Annotated in this window: 17 protein-coding genes and 1 other RNA gene; 6 read left to right on the top strand and 12 right to left on the bottom strand. The window is 38.1% G+C overall.

Annotated features, from left to right (window positions below; genetic code table 11):
* A complete protein-coding gene (locus tag KS419_RS24155) occupies positions 1 to 2,277 on the bottom strand; it encodes a DEAD/DEAH box helicase (protein ID WP_217069665.1) in 2,277 nt (758 codons plus the stop codon).
* A gap of 117 nt (positions 2,278 to 2,394) precedes the next feature.
* Here KS419_RS24155 and pgeF point away from each other — a divergent pair, with 117 nt between their 5' ends.
* Positions 2,395 to 3,240, top strand: a complete 846-nt coding sequence (gene pgeF, locus KS419_RS24150; RefSeq protein ID WP_217069664.1) for a peptidoglycan editing factor PgeF — start codon at positions 2,395 to 2,397, stop codon at positions 3,238 to 3,240.
* Positions 3,241 to 3,293: 53 nt separating this feature from the next.
* Here pgeF and KS419_RS24145 read toward each other — a convergent pair whose 3' ends face one another.
* The 5 genes from KS419_RS24145 to KS419_RS24125 all read right to left on the bottom strand — a co-directional run bounded on the left by KS419_RS24145 (position 3,294) and on the right by KS419_RS24125 (position 8,159).
* Positions 3,294 to 3,620, bottom strand: coding sequence for a hypothetical protein (locus KS419_RS24145; protein ID WP_217069663.1), 327 nt, complete (start codon positions 3,618 to 3,620; stop codon positions 3,294 to 3,296).
* 154 nt (positions 3,621 to 3,774) lie between these two features.
* Positions 3,775 to 4,935, bottom strand: a complete 1,161-nt coding sequence (locus tag KS419_RS24140) for a CapA family protein (RefSeq protein WP_217069662.1) — start codon at positions 4,933 to 4,935, stop codon at positions 3,775 to 3,777.
* Between the two features lie 450 nt (positions 4,936 to 5,385).
* The gene (locus KS419_RS24135; protein WP_246594764.1) at positions 5,386 to 6,261 is read right to left on the bottom strand and encodes a polysaccharide deacetylase family protein; all 876 of its coding nucleotides are present in this window, start codon (positions 6,259 to 6,261) and stop codon (positions 5,386 to 5,388) included.
* A 323-nt stretch (positions 6,262 to 6,584) separates the two neighbouring features.
* Entirely contained in the window at positions 6,585 to 7,640 is a 1,056-nt protein-coding gene (locus KS419_RS24130) for a C40 family peptidase (RefSeq protein WP_217069661.1), read from the bottom strand.
* Between the two features lie 348 nt (positions 7,641 to 7,988).
* A complete protein-coding gene (locus KS419_RS24125; RefSeq protein WP_217069660.1) occupies positions 7,989 to 8,159 on the bottom strand; it encodes a hypothetical protein in 171 nt (56 codons plus the stop codon).
* Between the two features lie 160 nt (positions 8,160 to 8,319).
* On the opposite strand from KS419_RS24125, the gene KS419_RS24120 reads away from it, so the two are divergent.
* Positions 8,320 to 8,463, top strand: coding sequence for a hypothetical protein (locus KS419_RS24120; protein WP_217069659.1), 144 nt, complete (start codon positions 8,320 to 8,322; stop codon positions 8,461 to 8,463).
* 45 nt (positions 8,464 to 8,508) lie between these two features.
* On the opposite strand, the gene KS419_RS24115 is transcribed toward KS419_RS24120, so the two are convergent.
* The 4 genes from KS419_RS24115 to KS419_RS24100 are packed head-to-tail and all read right to left on the bottom strand — an operon-like array spanning position 8,509 to position 12,363.
* Positions 8,509 to 8,868, bottom strand: a complete 360-nt coding sequence (locus tag KS419_RS24115; RefSeq protein WP_217069658.1) for a hypothetical protein — start codon at positions 8,866 to 8,868, stop codon at positions 8,509 to 8,511.
* Positions 8,869 to 9,591 (bottom strand): GerAB/ArcD/ProY family transporter, encoded by a 723-nt coding sequence (locus KS419_RS24110; RefSeq protein WP_217069657.1) that lies wholly within the window; start codon positions 9,589 to 9,591, stop codon positions 8,869 to 8,871. It lies immediately after the preceding gene.
* Positions 9,592 to 9,596: 5 nt separating this feature from the next.
* A complete protein-coding gene (locus KS419_RS24105; protein ID WP_217069656.1) occupies positions 9,597 to 10,775 on the bottom strand; it encodes a Ger(x)C family spore germination protein in 1,179 nt (392 codons plus the stop codon).
* 10 nt (positions 10,776 to 10,785) lie between these two features.
* On the bottom strand, positions 10,786 to 12,363 hold the full coding sequence (locus KS419_RS24100) for a spore germination protein (protein ID WP_246594763.1): 1,578 nt from the start codon (positions 12,361 to 12,363) through the stop codon (positions 10,786 to 10,788).
* A gap of 125 nt (positions 12,364 to 12,488) precedes the next feature.
* Between KS419_RS24100 and KS419_RS24095 the strand changes: the two genes are divergently transcribed.
* From KS419_RS24095 to KS419_RS24080, 4 genes are all read left to right on the top strand, one after another.
* A complete protein-coding gene (locus KS419_RS24095; RefSeq protein WP_217069655.1) occupies positions 12,489 to 12,692 on the top strand; it encodes a hypothetical protein in 204 nt (67 codons plus the stop codon).
* A 93-nt stretch (positions 12,693 to 12,785) separates the two neighbouring features.
* Positions 12,786 to 12,969: non-coding RNA, 6S RNA (gene ssrS / locus KS419_RS24090), on the top strand.
* Positions 12,970 to 13,195: 226 nt separating this feature from the next.
* Complete coding sequence (locus KS419_RS24085) at positions 13,196 to 14,467, top strand: L-lactate MFS transporter (RefSeq protein ID WP_217069654.1); 1,272 nt, start codon at positions 13,196 to 13,198, stop codon at positions 14,465 to 14,467.
* A 308-nt stretch (positions 14,468 to 14,775) separates the two neighbouring features.
* Positions 14,776 to 15,951 carry an MFS transporter gene (locus KS419_RS24080; RefSeq protein ID WP_217069653.1) on the top strand — a complete coding sequence of 392 codons (1,176 nt, stop codon included), beginning with the start codon at positions 14,776 to 14,778 and terminating at the stop codon, positions 15,949 to 15,951.
* Here KS419_RS24080 and KS419_RS24075 read toward each other — a convergent pair.
* Positions 15,875 to 16,840 carry an alpha/beta fold hydrolase gene (locus KS419_RS24075; protein ID WP_217069652.1) on the bottom strand — a complete coding sequence of 322 codons (966 nt, stop codon included), beginning with the start codon at positions 16,838 to 16,840 and terminating at the stop codon, positions 15,875 to 15,877. The two genes, KS419_RS24080 and KS419_RS24075, sit on opposite strands and share 77 nt — an antisense overlap.
* A 243-nt stretch (positions 16,841 to 17,083) precedes the next feature.
* The gene (locus tag KS419_RS24070) at positions 17,084 to 17,614 is read right to left on the bottom strand and encodes a type 1 glutamine amidotransferase domain-containing protein (protein WP_217069651.1); all 531 of its coding nucleotides are present in this window, start codon (positions 17,612 to 17,614) and stop codon (positions 17,084 to 17,086) included.
* Positions 17,615 to 17,711 lie beyond the last annotated feature (97 nt).

The following is a 17,711-nucleotide window of genomic DNA, read 5'->3' as shown; positions in this document are numbered from 1 at the left end:
CTATCCCCTGCCTGTATTCGTTAAACAGCTGTTTATCAATTGTTTCACAGTTGTTTTCATATTCCCTTCTGTGGCACCTGCTATGCCAATACAAGAAGGACATCCTTCTTCACACGGACAACCTTCAATATAATTTTTTGCTTCCTGTAAAATATTCTCCATCTGCTTATAAACACTTTCGCTTAATCCAATACCACCAGGATACCTATCATATAAATAAACAGTTGGTTTTTCCGAATGTATTGCTTTCACTTCAGGAACTGCGTGTAAATCGTTTTTATCACACATCACACGGACACACGCCACATGTTGTACCACATGGGCAACACCTAACAAAAGCTGTTCCACCACTTTTTTATCAAACCGTTCCATCTGTTCCGGATGAAAAGATAACGAAACGCCATTTGTGTGCAGTTCCTGTTCGGGCAAATGAATCGGACCAGACCCTATATTTTCAAAGGATTCAAGCTTTATCTTCTTGAAGATGGTAGCCATTGCTGTCACCATCATGTCTCCATATTCTAATGTACCATTGCCTAACTGTTTCTCCATATCCACATCTAATACCTTCAATTGTACTGCTAAATTTGCATCCGTATAATACTCCACATCCACTTCTCTCACAAAAGCTTTTTTCTCGTCCCAGTCGAGATACTCTACCTGATATTGTGTTCCTTCGTGAAGATATATGGCCTCATCATGGAGAAGCGTCATGGCACTGAAAGTATCCATCTCTCCGATCACACGGTGCTTTTCCACTTTCGTCTGATCGATGATTACCACGTTTTCCTGAGCGGCCGAACGGAGACTGATGTTATGAGCAGGAAAGGCATCATTCATCCAAAACCATTTATTCCTTTGATGATGAAGAACCCTTTCCTCTGTCAAATATTCAAGGATCTCTTCTACTTCTACACCATCAAAAGTGCTCCCTTTTTCAAACGGGAGTTCATAGGCAGCACATTTCAAATGATCCACCAAAATAATAAGATTATCTTTATTAATCCGAGCGGTTTCTGGAGAACCTTCAAAGAAAAATTCAGGATGTTGAAAGATATACTGGTCAATTGGACTAGAATTAGCCACCATAATAACGACCGACTCATCTTTCCTTCGGCCTGCCCGGCCTGCCTGTTGCCAACTCGAGGCAACAGAACCTGGATAACCATTCATGACACAAACTTGTAACTGGCCAATATCCACCCCAAGTTCCAGTGCATTAGTACTAACCACACCGATTGTCTCCCCATTCCTTAAACTCTGTTCAATTTCCCGGCGTTGCTTCGGTAAGTAACCACCCCGATAGCCCCTGATAGATTTCCGCTGTAGTTCATTTTTCACCAATTCCTGAAGATGGCTTAATATAATCTCTACACTGACACGACTTCGGGAAAAAACGATGGTCTGAATTCTTTCTTTTAAAAAAGTAGCTGCAATGTCATTAACTACGCTCATCGCTTTTTTTCGAATATTTAATTGTTTATTTACTACAGGGGGATTGTACATCACAAAATGTTTCTTCCCCTTTGGGGCGCCGTTATTATCGATCAGTTCTACTTTCTCCCCAATAAGTTCAGAGCTTAATTCTTTTGGATTAGCTATCGTTGCCGATGTGCAAATAAACGTGGGTTCACTTCCATAGTATCTGCAAATTCGTTTCAGACGGCGGATGACATTAGCCACATGGGAACCAAACACTCCCCTGTAGGTGTGAAGTTCATCAATAACAACCGTTTCCAAGTTTTCAAATAAAGAAATCCATTTCGGGTGATGGGGCAAAATGGCAGAATGTAACATGTCTGGATTCGTGATTACAATATGACCTGCCTTTCTCACAATCTGTCTGATGTTAGCAGGGGTATCCCCGTCATATGTATAACTGTTGATATTTACGTCTAGTTGATCAATGAATGTGTTCATGTCTGTCTTTTGATCCTGTGCCAATGCTTTTGTTGGAAACAAATAAAGGGCACGTGATTCCGGTTTAGTTAAAATGCGCTGAACAACTGGCAAATTATAGCACAATGTTTTTCCGGAAGCAGTTGGTGTTACTGCCACAATATTTTTCCTGTCCATCACTGCCTGAAAGGAACTGCCCTGATGGGTATATAATGCCTCAATCCCCCGTTTTCTGAGAGCATCTATAATGCGGTCATCCATTGATTTGGGGAACGGTACGGTGGATGCAGGTTCTTCTTTCATTTCATGCCAATGAGCAATGTGTTCATCTTTTTTTAAATCGTCTATTAAATCATTTAAAGATCGTTTACCAAACATCATTCTCCCTCCACTCTTCCAATCTATTATAGCGAATATACGTTTGGCTGACAAAGTAAAATCTCTGAAACGAATATGTTAATATCACATATGATAAAATAAAAATAAATCTAATCTATGGGGGACAAGATCGTGTTTAAGGAACCATTTTCATTATTAAATGAGCAAATTTTGAAACTTGATCATTGGGATTCACTACTCCCTGACCTTACTGTAGGTTTCACTACAAAAAATGGGGGGATTAGTGAAAAACCATTTACATCGTTAAACGTTGGTCTACATGTAAATGATGAATCCTCACAAGTCCTCGAAAACAGACAACGCATTGGAGACCTCCTTTCATTTACACCTGCCAATTGGGTGTGTGGTGAACAAATTCACGAAAATAGAATCGAGGAAATCACAGCGGAAGATGCAGGGAGAGGAGTTTTTGATTATGAGAGCAGCATTACTGGTACTGATGGTCTCTATACGAAAGAACCCAATATTCTTTTAGCTTCTTTTTATGCAGATTGTGTCCCTCTATTTTTTTTAGAACCTAAGAAAAAATTATTGGGCGTGGCCCATGCAGGTTGGAAAGGCACAGTTAAAGATATCGCCGGTGAGATGGTTAGACTTTGGCAGGAAAAGGAAGGTATCCATCCTCGTGATATTCACGCAGCCATTGGACCTTCCATTGGACCTTGCTGTTATGTGGTTGATGATTATGTAATTCAGTTTGTCAACGAAGTTCTTGGAAAAAGCGGGGAAAATTTAGTTTATAACGAAGTGGACACAGGACAATATTCATTGGATTTAAAAGCATTAAATCGATTTTTGATGGAAGCTGCCGGGATCCAGCAGGAGAACATTGTGCAGTCTAAATATTGCACCTCCTGTGAAACAAGTCTCTTCTTCTCACACCGTCGTGATAAAGGGAAGACCGGACGATTAATGAGTTTTATCGGCAGAAAAGAAAAATAGGGAGCACCAAAGGGGGTTTCTAAAAGATTCACTTTTAGGACACCCTTTTTCTGTTATTCTTCTAGCTCTTTAATCTTTTCTTGAATACTTTCTAAATCATCGATAGTTAAGTTCGCGAGGGATTGGATGATTTCTTCTTCCATATGTTTACGGTTATCTTCCCGATATTTCTCCCACCACTCCCGTAAGCCTTCTGTGTTATCAAGCAGGGAGTCTATATCAATTTCCTCCACTTCATCATCGGATAGATAGTTTAATACAGTGGCTAACAACCTGTTTAATTTCGAAATTTCATCTTCTGGATTTCCGTTTTGTCTCTTTCGTATGTCTTCATTTTCCATATTCACATTTTCTGGGGGGGCAGCAGTTTTTCGCGGCATTACCATCTCCTCCTTCCATTTTAGTCTTACCAAAAGAGACATAAATAACATGTTATTACTGAATATTCCTGAATCTCAGTAAACCACATAAAAAGGTGATGTATCCAGAATTGCGACACACCACCTTAATCTAATTATCTGTTAGTCTCTTACTTTACCTTAAATCTATAATTTGATATCCATCAATTTTTACATCATACGAAAGGTTTTCCAGCTTATTTAAAATTCGCTTTTGTTCATCGTCTGATAAGGGAATGATTTGATCCTTATAAATATAATATGGCTTAAACTCCATCCCTATTTTTCCGTCATCAAACGTTAATGTTAATAAACCAGTTTCTGCTGTAGGTCCAGTAACATAATCAGGAAACAAGAAATTCCCCAATGAATACGCAACAGGGACCCCATCATAATATTCAAAGCCTTGTAGTACATGCGGATGATGACCAACGATGGCATCCACACCTGCTTCTACTAATTTCCTTACATAGTATTTTTGGTATTCAGCAGGACGGTCAGTCCGCTCAATTCCCCAGTGAATATATAAAACTAGGTAATCTGTTCCTTCTTTTTCCCGCTTTACCATTTCAACTAAATAGTCCAGATCATAAGCGCCAGCAACCCCAGCAAGGGTATTTTGTCCAAAGGTATACCAACTGCCGCTTGGAACAAATCTCGTCGCTCCCATGATACTGATTGTTTTACCGTTAATCTTATAGGTTTGTGACTGGAATGCCTCATCAATAGTACGTCCGGCACCAATATAATCAAATCCATAATCTTCTAAGGCTTCCATGGTATCCAGTAAACCCTTCTCCCCATAGTCTAAAGCGTGATTATTTCCTAATGATACAAGATCAAATCCCGCATTAATTATCCCTTGAAAATCTTCTGGATTGGATTGAAAGTTAAATCGCTGATTCGTGTCTTTATAACTGGAATCTCTTTTTGTTAACGGCGTTTCTAGGTTAGCCACTGCTAAGTCTACGCTTTGAAGATCATCTTTCACATATACAAACGGGTAATCATGTCCTTTAGTTCTAATCGTTTCTTTAATAGTTAAATCTAATAATACATCCCCTACAAAAGTGATACGGACCGGTTCTTCAATTCTCCCCCAAGCGGCAGCCTCTCCCCTAGTAGGTTGGAAAGGAACCCTCTCCTTAACGATACTTGCTGCTTTCTCCACCGAATCTACTGGTATGGAATGATTCTGTTGAGTCAGTTGATAAAAAGCAAATGCACCTGTAATAAAAATAATAATTGCAATACAATAAACTAAGAAAATCTTCTTTGTTTTTCGGACTTTAACCATTCTCTCTCATCACCACTTGTCTCTCATGATATAAAAGTCGGTAGAATTATTTAATGAGCCTAATAGAGACACCAACTTTACTAAACTATTATAACTGAATATTTTGAGACGTGTAAGAAAAATTTTGTGCTAGACAATGCCCGAATCCAAAACTTATAAATTCCTTTTAAAAGAGGTTTCCAAGTAATTGAATAAACCTTCATAAAATCTATTTAATTTTTTAGGCTCTATTCGGAAACTTTGTTGCTTTTTGAGAAAAGCTTGGAGAAGTGAAAGGCGGCGACTCCAACAACGAGTCAATCAAGCGTCCGCCTGTAGTGTATCCAAGCAAAAAATTTCGCTTTAAAAACAACTATCAATGCGAAAAGAGCCAATTTTTATAAGGAACCAAAAGAGAAGGAACCACTTTATATGGCTCCTCCTCAATTACACCTCTTACCTTATAAAAAATTATTTTTGGTATGGTATATTTAATAAATTAGGCACCGTTACAAATTCTATCCCTTGCGCCTGTAGTGCTGGAATGATCTGATGAAGAGATTCAATTGTATTCGTCCGATCCCCTTCCCATTCCGCACCATCATGCATGAGAATGATTGCTCCAGGTTGAACATTACTTAATACATTATAAGCGATTTCTTCTGGTGGCCCTTCTCTCCAATCCAATGAGTCTACGGACCATCCCACAACCGTATACTCCATCTCCGCTAATTTTTCCACTAGTTCATTATATAAAAATCCATATGGTGCCCGAAATAATTTTGTCCTGTAACCAATAATATCCGCAAGTTTATCTTCTGTTTGTGTTACTTCTCTTTCTAGTGTAGAAATTTCCCCTTCTTCCACCAAATTAGGATGCCAATAAGTATGGTTTCCTATGATATGTCCTTCTTCTTGAATGCGAGTTACAATTGCAGGATACGCGTCTGCTCTAGCACCCATGACAAAAAAAGTGGCAGGAACATCATATTCATTTAATACATCTAAAACTTGTTCTGTAAAACGTGGATCTGGCCCATCATCGAAAGTTAACGCCACACGATTGTCCCCTGTTGCCCCTTGTAAGACAACTGTTTCAGGATATTGCTGCTGTAATAAAATATTGGAAACAGGCAATTGCTGTCTTTCCGACATTTCACCTCCCCCTTCTAAAGGTGGAGGTTGATCCGTTTCCCTTGAATCATCATTCTCCTTATCTTTCCACCACCATTCCTCTTTAACATCATCTGGATTTGATAAATACTCCGCAAAAACATGTTCACCAGAAACCATACACCCAATTGTTAAAACCAATACCAGGAACACTTTCACATATGCTTTCTGCATATTATCATCTCCTCGTTAATCACTATCCTCCCGTAATAAGGCTACCGTCAAGAAGTGATTGAATTGTAAACACTTATATTTTTCAGTTTTTTAAGTGAATTTATTCAAATTAGATGCAATAAGAAAAGCGCAAGCGCCTTGGTCACGGGCGAAAGTCACTGGAAGGACTTTGACAGAAGTCGCTTTTTGGCTTCCGAAAAGTCCTGAAGTGATCCGAGCCCGTAGGCGCTGGAGCTAGACAACTTGCCCGACGGTGCAAAAACTTATAAATTCTTACCTTTTAAAAAAGAGACTAGACAAATGTCCCAGCCTCTTCTCCTTATTTAATCAATAACCCTTTTAGCAAATAAATAGTTTTGCTTCCAATAACCAATATTTAGGAAGTCCCTTGCAATATGAACTCCTCTTGATGAGGATGCGTGAATCATATCTCCATTGCCAATATAGATCCCAAGGTGACCTACACGGCCATCGGAATAAAGGTCTGGACTAGAGAAAAATACTAAATCCCCCGGTTCTAAATTAGAAACTGCCACATGTGTCCCTACACTTGCTTGCTGACGGGAATTACGAGGCAGGGCAATACCATGTTTTCCAAACACAAACTGTGTGTAGGAAGAACAATCAAATAAATATGGTGCTTCCTGATACGTTGCCCCAAATTTATAACCTGCTCCAATATACTTTTTCGCTTCCCCAATAATAGCATTTGCTACTTCTGACCTCGGTGCAGGGTTATTGTCACTTACCGGTTTTTTCTCTTTGATTGGTTCTGTTTCTTTCGAATCTTCCCAAGCAGGGAGCTTTAACACTTGGTTAGGATAAATAAGGTCCGATGTTAGTTCATTAATAGCCTTTAATTTTGCAACTGTCGTATGGTGTGCCTGAGCAATTAACCAAAGAGAATCCCCACGCTGTACAATATACTTTGTTGCTGGTTTTTCCACTTGGATCGAACCATTCTCTGGTTTAAAGTAAATATAGGAATTAAATAAACTACTTGCTGCGGCTAAAGAAACATAACCCGTTTCATTGATCCATCTCGGAGCTTGAATATTAATATATTCATCTCCCCTCCTGGCACGTGTCCCTCCCATTGTTATCCGTACGGTTGTGGAACCATCCGTAATCTCATATGTTTTCGTAGGGGACTCAAAACGAAGATCATTGTAGCCAAGTATTTTTGCAAGTTTGGTAAATGGAAGATAATATGTACCATTTAATCTGATTGGATCAATTCCATCCACCGTTTTTCCATTGACAACAATACCAGCAGTGGGAATTTGTTCATACGCATTTGCTACTTGAAAAGGGGTAACAATACTGACTATCAAGATGAAACTGGCAAGTATGAAGTTAAATCGACGGTGCTTGTTCATAGTAAATCCTCCTGTTTCCATTCTTTTCATACAGCATATAGGTTGTGTTGTTTTTCTTTGTTTATTCTTTTATTTTTGCAATTCATTGCGATCAAGACTTTGTGGAGGCTTTTCAAACCAACGATTTTTCACAAATATCTTTGCCCCATCCATGGCGTATAGCCCTACTTGAGCCATAATTTTTTGTGTAAATTGTTATAAGATCTGTCCTCATGCTGACTGCAGATGCCATCCCATAATTACCTAACCCCATTGAAGTTAAGGCATTGACAAAAAACATCATTAAAAAAGAACACTATACTTGTAGTGTCCTTTTGAATATTCAAGTAAGTTAGCCTCGTGGAAGAGCTAATCATCTCTTATTTGTTGCTCAATGATTTCATCCCGCTCGCCACCATCAGCAAGTTCTTCGGAAAACTCATGGTTCTTTTTATCATCTTTCCCTATAAACTTAGATGTTTTTAATGTTAATGGTTTCAAATTTAAGTTTGGTGCTGCTTCTTCATTCCATTTTACCATGAAATTACTCCTTTCAGTCCAGTTCACTACGTTTCAGTAAAGGACGATTATGTTTAAAACGTCGTTTATAATATACCCAATTGAAATAAAGGAATGAAGGATTACATGAATTGGAACAATAGGATAAACATGATGAAAGATATGAAAGGAGCAGTATAAGATGCCTTATCGGGATAAACGACAGTATCAAGTAACCAGTGGAGCACTAAAGAACAGTGGTGTGGAAGCAACGTACGATTATACTAGCGGAAACTCCACCTCAAAACGGAAACCAAATAAGAATAAAATAAATACCCGTCCTTAAATAGGAGGACGGGTTCAGTTTTAGTATTACTTTTCATTGGCTCCCCTATTTCTTTTGAAAAAAAAAACCTAATAAAAAGATTAACAAAGGAAGACCTAGTCCAATAGGATTAGCCATGATTGGCCAATAATATGTTAATAAGTCCATGGCACGAATATGATCCTCCACCACCCAATATCCAAACGCTCCAAGGAGTAGTGATACAGGAAAAATTAGTTTGTTTAACTTTGTAATTCCTGTTACATGTTTTAAAGCAATGGTTGTACATAAAATACTAATCATTACTTGGACGAGTGCAGATATGGAGAAAAATATAATCATAATTAATTCGTATCTATGTATAAAAAGCCCGATTTCCGCACTTCTTGCCATTTGCATACAGGAAACAATATATTGTCCGACCACTTAAGGTGATAAAACACCAACATTTAATATAGGCCAAAGTACAATAAACAATGCCCCATAAACCACTCCCCTAACTCCTGAACCAACCCATTTCTTTTGTTCCTTGACCATTGGCAATAGGATTGAAACCATCATGATAGCCATGGCCCAATCAGCATTATGATGTTCCGTGATTAAAAAAGCCTTCATCACACCATTTCTCATGATTGGCAGAAAATGCCTAATCTCGAAATAAGAAAGGGAACCAAACAGGATAAGCACATTTAAGATCACGATGGAGAAGACACCTAGCATTGAGAGACGGGCTATAACTTCGATTCCTGCATATGCCCCATACAGACCAACTACAATCGATACTATGATAAACAAAATGGTAGGAGCATCCGGAAGAAAATAGTCTTGCAGGTGATACACAACGGTTATCATCACCCCTCCAAAAGCACCGACAAAAAATAAAAACACTAAACCGGCAACCACTTTTTCTCCGCATTTCCCGACCATGGACCCAGCTTGTTCCATCATATTTTCTTTTGGAGATCTTCTAATAATAAAAATTGTAATAACCATAAACCCTAAACAAATCATTGCAGAAAGGAAAGTAATAATCCACATATCGCCACCAGCTTGTCTTGCAATAATTCCTTGAGTAACTCCGATCCCTTTTGCATAAACAATATTAATGATAAGGGCAATTAACATCCCATTTGATAATTGCGTTTTCATACCTATCAGTCCTTCGATGGTCTGGTTGGATTTTCTAGTAGTAATGGATCATTGATCTCCACTGAAACGTCTATGTTAATAGGTACATTAGGAAACAGATCTTCCCAATCATCCTTCAATCCCTCCCATTCTTTCGGGAACTTCCCATAGAACGTCCGGCCAAGACGAATACTATCCACTTTGAATTCCCCTTGAATCGTTGATAACATAGCTTCGATTTCTGATTTCAATTCCGTTTCTACATGTTTCGCTAAACTATCTACCACTTCACTATGTTCCATTTCCGTTGGGCAACCCAATTCTACCAAGTCTGCTTTCGAATCAACACTTACATCAAAACTCACTAGACCATTTTTATAGTTAGGAGTAAGTTCAAATCGATTCTCCCGAAGTTCAACACTGACCCTTCCTTCTTCTTCCGGACATGTAAGTGGGATTATTCCCGATTCCACGGTTTCCACAAACCAATAAAAACCCCTGCATCCCCTTTGATTCAGTTTGCCAACCATTTTGTCATTTTTTAAAATGGCCGTTCCTGATAACTCCACTTGGGGAACATCCCCAAATTCTTTTTCGGCATCAATGCCATGATTTTTTAAACTGACCATCGCTAAATATGGTTGAGTATGTTCCCCCATATAAGCAGCAGATAAAGTCATAATATCCGTTCGTGGTGCTTCCGCAACGATACGGCTGTAACGGAATAACTTATCAAGTGACTCACCTGTAATAACCTCAAGTCCCGTTTGTGTTGCTACTATTTCTTTAGCTTCTCCCTCAGTAATGACAATCCACGTACGCATCCTCAGTTGATTATTACGGTTAAAAAAGTCAATGACATCCACAATCCCATCTTCTTTGGCAACCTGTTCATTCACTACAATGATAAAATTATGAGCCCAATAGACCCTTCTTGAGGAAAACCTCGCTATATTACGAATCGCTTCAAATATACTTTTCCCTTCTGCATACACTGTCCATAATGGACTCCCAGTCTGTCCTGCCGTTGCTGCATCTCCCCGAACATCGCCAGGTTGAGCAATTTGGGCAGTGATAACAATTTCATCTTCTTCGTTTTTATCAAAACCCACCGCCATTACAAGTGCTAAATCATTGATTTCCTCTTTCCCGATACAACTAGATAAAAGGAAGAATAGCGGTAAAATAACTAAAAGTCGTTTCATCATTTATCCCCTAATTTGAATTATTGTTCTTTTGGCTATCTTTAGATGCAGAGTTTGACTTTGGTGGTGCAGGTTTCTGATTGGATCCTTCCCTTTTCGTATCCCCTTTTGCAGTAGTTGGCCGATTTTTCTTCGACCACCATGGCATTCGTACCATCGTATCTTTCATATCCGTCCCATACATCGGTAAAATAGGGGACATAAACGGTTCTCCAAATGAACGCAAAGAGAGGGCGTGAATAATAATGATGACAAAAATTGCAGCAAATCCTAATAAATCCATAGTTCCAGAAGCTATAAGTAACGGAAAACGAAGTAACCTGAGTGAATAGGATGCATCGTAGTTAGGAATGGCAAATGATGCAATACCTGTTGTAGCAACAACGATGACCATAATTGGGGACACTAATCCAGCGTCCACCGCTGCTTGTCCAATAATTAAGGAACCAACAATACTAACTGCCTGTCCAACCGGTTTTGGCATCCTTAACCCAGCTTCCCGCATCAATTCAAAAGCGATTTCCATGGCTAATGCCTCTATTAAAACCGGGAATGGAATAGCTTCCCTTCCTGCTGCAATCGTGATAGCTAGTGGTGTTGGTAGCATTTCAATATGAAAACTTACGAGCATCACGTAAATGGAAGGTAAAGTTAAACTTACAACAAACGCAATATAACGCAAAATCCTATAAAAACTCCCAATGAGATAATGGGAATAGTAATCATCACTGGCATTTAAGAATTGCCAAAAGTGGGTTGGAACGATTAAAACGTATGGTGTGTTATCCACAAATATAGCTACTCTTCCTTCGTACACTTCTGCCGAAACTTTATCTGGTCTTTCCGTTCCTTGCACGGTAACAAAGGGCGATAACGGGGCATCATTAATTAACTCTTCCACATATCCACTTTCTATGATTGCATCAATCTTTATATCTTGTAATCGCTGTTTCACCTCATCAACTAATCCATCTCGAACAATTCCTTCAATATAACCAATAGCGATTTCTGTTTTTGATCTTTCCCCCAACTGTAAAGACTCTATTCTGAAAAAAGGGTCTTTAATTCTTCGCCTAACTAGAGCGGTATTAGTGGAAAGTTTCTCCACAAATCCGTCTTTAGGACCTCTAATAACAGGCTCTGTCTGAGGTTCATTGACACTTCTGGCATCCCACCCTGGTGTCGAAATTAAAAAAGCCTCTTCACAAAAATCTACTAATAAAAGAGATTGTCCGCTCAGTAACCCGTCAATTCCGTCTTTAAACTTGGAAACTGTTGCGATAGAAGGATTTGAAACGAGATGTTTTGTAATCCTTTCCGATAAGTAAACACCAAGAGCTGGTCTTGTTTTGTCCAATATGGATTCATAGCTTTTCGTTATTAACGGTGAAATAATGGTTTTGTCAATCACTTCTTCATTCACTAACCCATCTATAAAAAACAAGGTTGCTTTAATATGGCTTGCTTCGTATAAATAAAACTCCCTCTTTTTAATATCCGAACTCCCGCCAAGTATTTCTTCTATATCATTTATATTTAAAATCATACTGTTGTGAAAATTTTGTTCGTATTTTTCCTTTATTCCCATAATGTCTTTCTCTCCTATATGACATGACTGAAAGGATAGTATCTCAATTAGTATGAAACAATTAGAATAATTCATTCTCCCTAATAGAAAAATAAAGTCGATAGAGAAAAAAGGATGTGTCATTTATGACTATATTTGACCTGTGGGTTTACAAAACAATCATTAATACCGAGATTTTTGTCTTAATCATTATTGGATTTGTATTCCTCTTTAACTGTTTAGGAATTGTCATTATGTGGTTTAGTCTGACGGAAAAGAAACTTAAATTTCAAGTACTTAAAAAATTGAAAAAAGCGACAAATAAAAATGGTTCAACCGGACCTTCATAAATAGATGGTAATGGAAATCATTTCATCCAACACCTCGTGTTTCCACTATTTAATCGGAGAAACATATGATATATTTTCAGTAGAAAACATCATAAAGTCCTACGATGCACGTCAGTTCATAATGTCTTAAACCGATATTTTTAATACGGGAAATTAATTATCTATTTTAGCCAACAAGCCCTCCACATTCGAAGGGACGTTGAAAAAAATAGTGAAATTACCCACCTGCAGGAGTGCGGGTATTAAGACTTTGGAACAACGGCAAAGTGGGGACCAATTTTTATTTATCTCTTCATGTTCGAAGGGATTTTTTTGTGGATGAATAAGAAAACATAATGGTTGTCATTTTTCCAATTATGTTCAATAAATCTTCATGTTTAGGGTCTACTAACATTTGTGAACTAATGTACAATTATAATCAGAACTAATTAACACAATTAATTTAAGAAGTTGGTTGATTCAGCGTCTTGGATGTACTATCACAGAAAAAAGGGGAAATAACAATGGAGAAAACAAAAAATCGTTGGCTGATTGCCTTGTCAGCAGTTGGGATTCATATCTCGATCGGTTCGGTGTATGCATGGAGCGTTTATACGAAACCACTTACTGAACAATTTAATTGGGAATTAACAGATGTGCAACTCACATTTAGTATCGCCATCCTATTTTTAGGACTATCAGCTGCCTTTTTAGGACATTTTGTTGAAAAATACGGTCCAAGAACATCTGGTATCTTATCTGCTTGTTTCTTTGGAGTAGGTATTGCCGGTTCAGGATTGGCTATATTGCTTGAAAACATCTATCTCTTATATGTATTTTATGGAGTATTCGGTGGAATTGGTCTTGGTGTCGGTTACATTACACCGGTTTCTACCCTTGTGAAATGGTTTCCAGACCGTAGGGGACTTGCAACAGGATTAGCAATCATGGGATTTGGTTTTGCAGCCATGATCAGTAGTCCGATCATTAACTTTTTAATTAATTCTGTAGGTCTCATGTACACCTTCTTTATTTTAGGGGCTTCCTATTTCGTGATTATCATTTGTTCTGCTCAATATTTAGCACCACCTAAAAAGGGCTGGGTCCCTGCTGGTTTCGATAACAAAGCAGGAGACGTAAAAGCAAAAGTTTCCAAAGACTTAGCCCAACTAACTGCGAATGAAGCTATAAAAACAAAACGTTTCTGGTATTTGTGGATTATGCTATTTATTAATATTACATGTGGTATTGCCATTATCTCAGTGGCATCGCCAATGGCACAGGAATTTGTAGGAATGAGTGCAGCAGCAGCTGCTACAATGGTTGGATTAATTGGCGTATTTAATGGTGCCGGACGTATCGCTTGGGCTTCCTTCTCTGACTATATTGGCCGAACAAACACATATACTGCATTCTTTTTAATTCAAATTATTGCTTTCTTTGCTTTACCAAGTATCACTCATATTGTATTATTCCAAGTGGTTCTATTTATTGCGATTACTTGTTACGGCGGTGGATTCGCATCTATTCCAGCTTACATTGGAGATATGTTTGGAACCAAACAATTAAGTGCAATTCACGGTTATATTCTAACTGCTTGGGCAGCTGCCGGATTAGTGGGACCGATCTTGACTGCTTGGTTACGGGAAACAACAGGAAGTTATCAAAGTATGCTCTATATTTTTTCAGCCATGTTTATCGTAGCCTTTATTACCACTTTTTTAGTAAGAATTGATGTTCATCGTTTACGCAAACAACAAGATTTAAACATAACTGATAAAAAAGCCGCAAGTTAATTAATTTCCGTTAATACAATGAAGAGGCTGGACACAACAAGTGTTTAAATGAAAATCCGATAGTATACAACCATAGCAGAGTATATGGCTAGAGCTAATGATTGTATCACCTATCATTTTGTTCGGATTTATCATTAAATAAAAACACTAGTATCCAGTCTCTTTTTTTGCGATCATTTGGTAGTAAAACCTTACATGAATTTAGTAAACACCGTGGACAAAAGGGAATATTATATATCTGAAATTTATCATTGGCTGAAAAAATAGAATACGTGTATGATAATAGTGAAAGTGAGGTAACCGATTCGATGCTAATTTTATTTTATTCCCTTATCATAGTTGCTTTTTTAGATACATTTATTCAATTACCTGTGATCTCGCCATATGCACAATCTCTAGGTGCATCCAGTATTCTAACTGGCATGATCATTGCTGTCTATTCCTTAGCGAATATGATTGGCAACGGCATTTCAGGTCACTGGATTGATCGTTACGGTCGTAAAAAAATCCTCTGTTATGGAATGCTCTTTGTATCGATAACACTGTTTTTGTATCCACTTGCTCAGACCGGATGGGCTTTATTTTTTACAAGGCTTCTTCATGGATTAGCTGGTGGAGCACTTATTCCAGCTGCTTTTGCTTATTTAGGTGATATTGCTCCCAAGAACCGAAGAGGTAAATCAATGGCATTTTCAGGTGCCTGTATCGGTACAGCCGCGATCATTGGACCTGCTCTTGGAGGAATGATATCAGCACGTTATTCCATTGAAATGGTTTTTTATTTTGTTGCTTTTTTATTTTTAATCACAGCTTTTGCGGCTTTTCTTGGATTAAAAGAGTCATTTAAAATAACAGAACGAAGGGAAGTCAGCTTAAGCGATTTTCAAAGCCTATTAAAAAACCCTCTCCTATTTCAAGCCATCTTTAGCGGATTCTCTTTAATGGTGAGTATGGGTATATTAACATACGCCTTTCCACTTAAAATGGAACTCCTTGGATGGAGTTCCAGTATTACAGGTGTTTTACTAAGCAGTTTTGGAATAATGGCTTTAGTGATATTTTTAACCCCCCTTAATCACATATTTGATAAAAATAAACCCCAAACATTAATCTGCTTGGGGATGGGAATAATTGGAGTCGCCTTAATTTCATTAAGTTTTATTGATGCTATCTATGGTATCACATTGGCTATTGTATCTTACGGTATCGGTTTCTCTCTTATATTTCCTTCCATGAACCGGATGGTTGTAGAAGTATCTACGAAAAGTGACCGCGGAAAAGCGTTTGGAATATTTTATGCTGCCTACTCCCTTGGCGTAGTTTTTGGTTCCTTTATTGCTGGGGTGATGCATGACGGTTTTGGTCATCCATTCCTGTTAGGAGGATTATTCCTCTTAGGTATGTTAGTTATTTTTTCGGTTCTTTGGAAGCATTGGACCAACTATTTAGTAATGAAACAACCTGGCGATGGACAAGTTCCCTGATTTCAACCCGCTCATTCAATAATTGATGACGTCCCCTTTGGAAAAGGGCAACTTGAAATTTACTGCACTTATTACGATAAAACGCAATATTTTTCTGCCAATCAACTGTTTTGTCCTTTGTCCCTTGAATAAAATAAACTGGGTGATCTAAGTTGGGACAATCCGTAAAATCAGCTTGCCATTCATTCATAGCCCTAACCCATGCAGATTGAAGTACCTTCACTTGCAGCGGGTCGTGCTTAATGAAATTTCTGTACACACGGTCATTTGAATTCTTTTTAAATGACCTTTTTTTTCTTGGAATGTATTTGCCAATAAACAACAAAAACCCTTTTATCAAATTCCACCGATACGGGTAAAAAAGAGGTGCAACTAAGATAATTCCGTTTAACTGTATTTTATTTTCAGAAGCGGCATGGAACAACAATGCACCTCCTGTACTATGTCCAAAACCATAGAGTAGCGAAACGGAAATGAACTCATGTATATTTCTATACCCCTCTTCTACAGCTACTAAATAGTCTTTAAAGTTGGAAATGACACCTTCTTCTCCTTCTGAAAAACCGTGTCCCGGCAGGTCCAACACAACAACTTGATAATCATTTTCCAAAAGGAAATTAATCGTCCTACTTAACCCGCCACTATGGTCCAAATATCCATGAACAAGGAAGATCGTAGCCTTTGAATAGTCTTTTAGAAAGAATTGAATAAACAGATTTTTAGAATTTACTTTTAATAAACCACAACGGTATTCATCAATTTTTTCTGTTGCAAAACGATAATAAGAAAGATAACTCTGCAAATCTTTATTATGGTAGTGTGGATTCACTTCCCTCAAGCACAGATCAGAATCCTTTATATTGTCAATCCATTTACATACCTTTTCCATATGTAAGAGCCCTCTTCCTAAAGAGATATACTTAAGTTGAGAAGGGCATCTGAATAAGAAAAGCGCAAGCGCCTTGGTAACGGGCGAAAGTCACTGGAAGGACTTTGACAGAAGCCGCTTTTTGGCTTCCGAAAAGGCCTGAAGTGATCCGAGCCTGTAGGCGCTGGAGCTAGACATCTTGCCCGAAGGTGCAAGTACTTATACTTTCTTACCTTTTAAGAAAAGCAGATGCCCTTTTATATTTTATTTTGACAGAATACCAAGTACAGAAGCAAGTGATTTCCCATAGGCTGGTAAATCGGGGGGACGACGACTGGAAACAAGATGGCCATCAATAATCACTTCTTCATTATGCCAAATGGCTCCAGCATTTTCCATATCATCTTTAATTCCAGGGGTACTCGTTACTTTTTTCCCTTGGAGAATTCCTGCTGAAATTAATACCCAACCAGCATGACATATTTGGCCGATAAGCCGTTTCTGCTCGTCCATATACTGAACCATACTAAGCACTTCATCATATCTTCTTAATTTATCAGGAGCCCATCCCCCTGGAATTAAAATACCATCGTATTCTTCCACATTGATTTGTTCGAAGGAATACTCTGTTTTTACTGGAACACCATATTTCCCCACATATATTTTATCTCCTTCCTTCCCTGCAATATGTGAGATTACCCCTTCCTCTTGTAATCGGTAATGGGGATAGAGTAACTCTAAATCTTCAAACTCCTCATCCACAACAGTAACTATTTTTTTACCTTCAAGCAACATTAGTACATCCTTCCTTTCTTTACATCAGTTTATTTTTACTTTTCCCGTTTTACTATCTAGTCAATCTTTCCTTTTTTTTTGGTTTCCGTTCTAATTT

The sequence above is a fragment of the Evansella tamaricis genome, assembly GCF_019042215.1.
GTDB lineage: Bacteria > Bacillota > Bacilli > Bacillales > Salisediminibacteriaceae > Evansella > Evansella tamaricis.
This window is presented reverse-complemented; position numbering and strand designations above follow the sequence as displayed.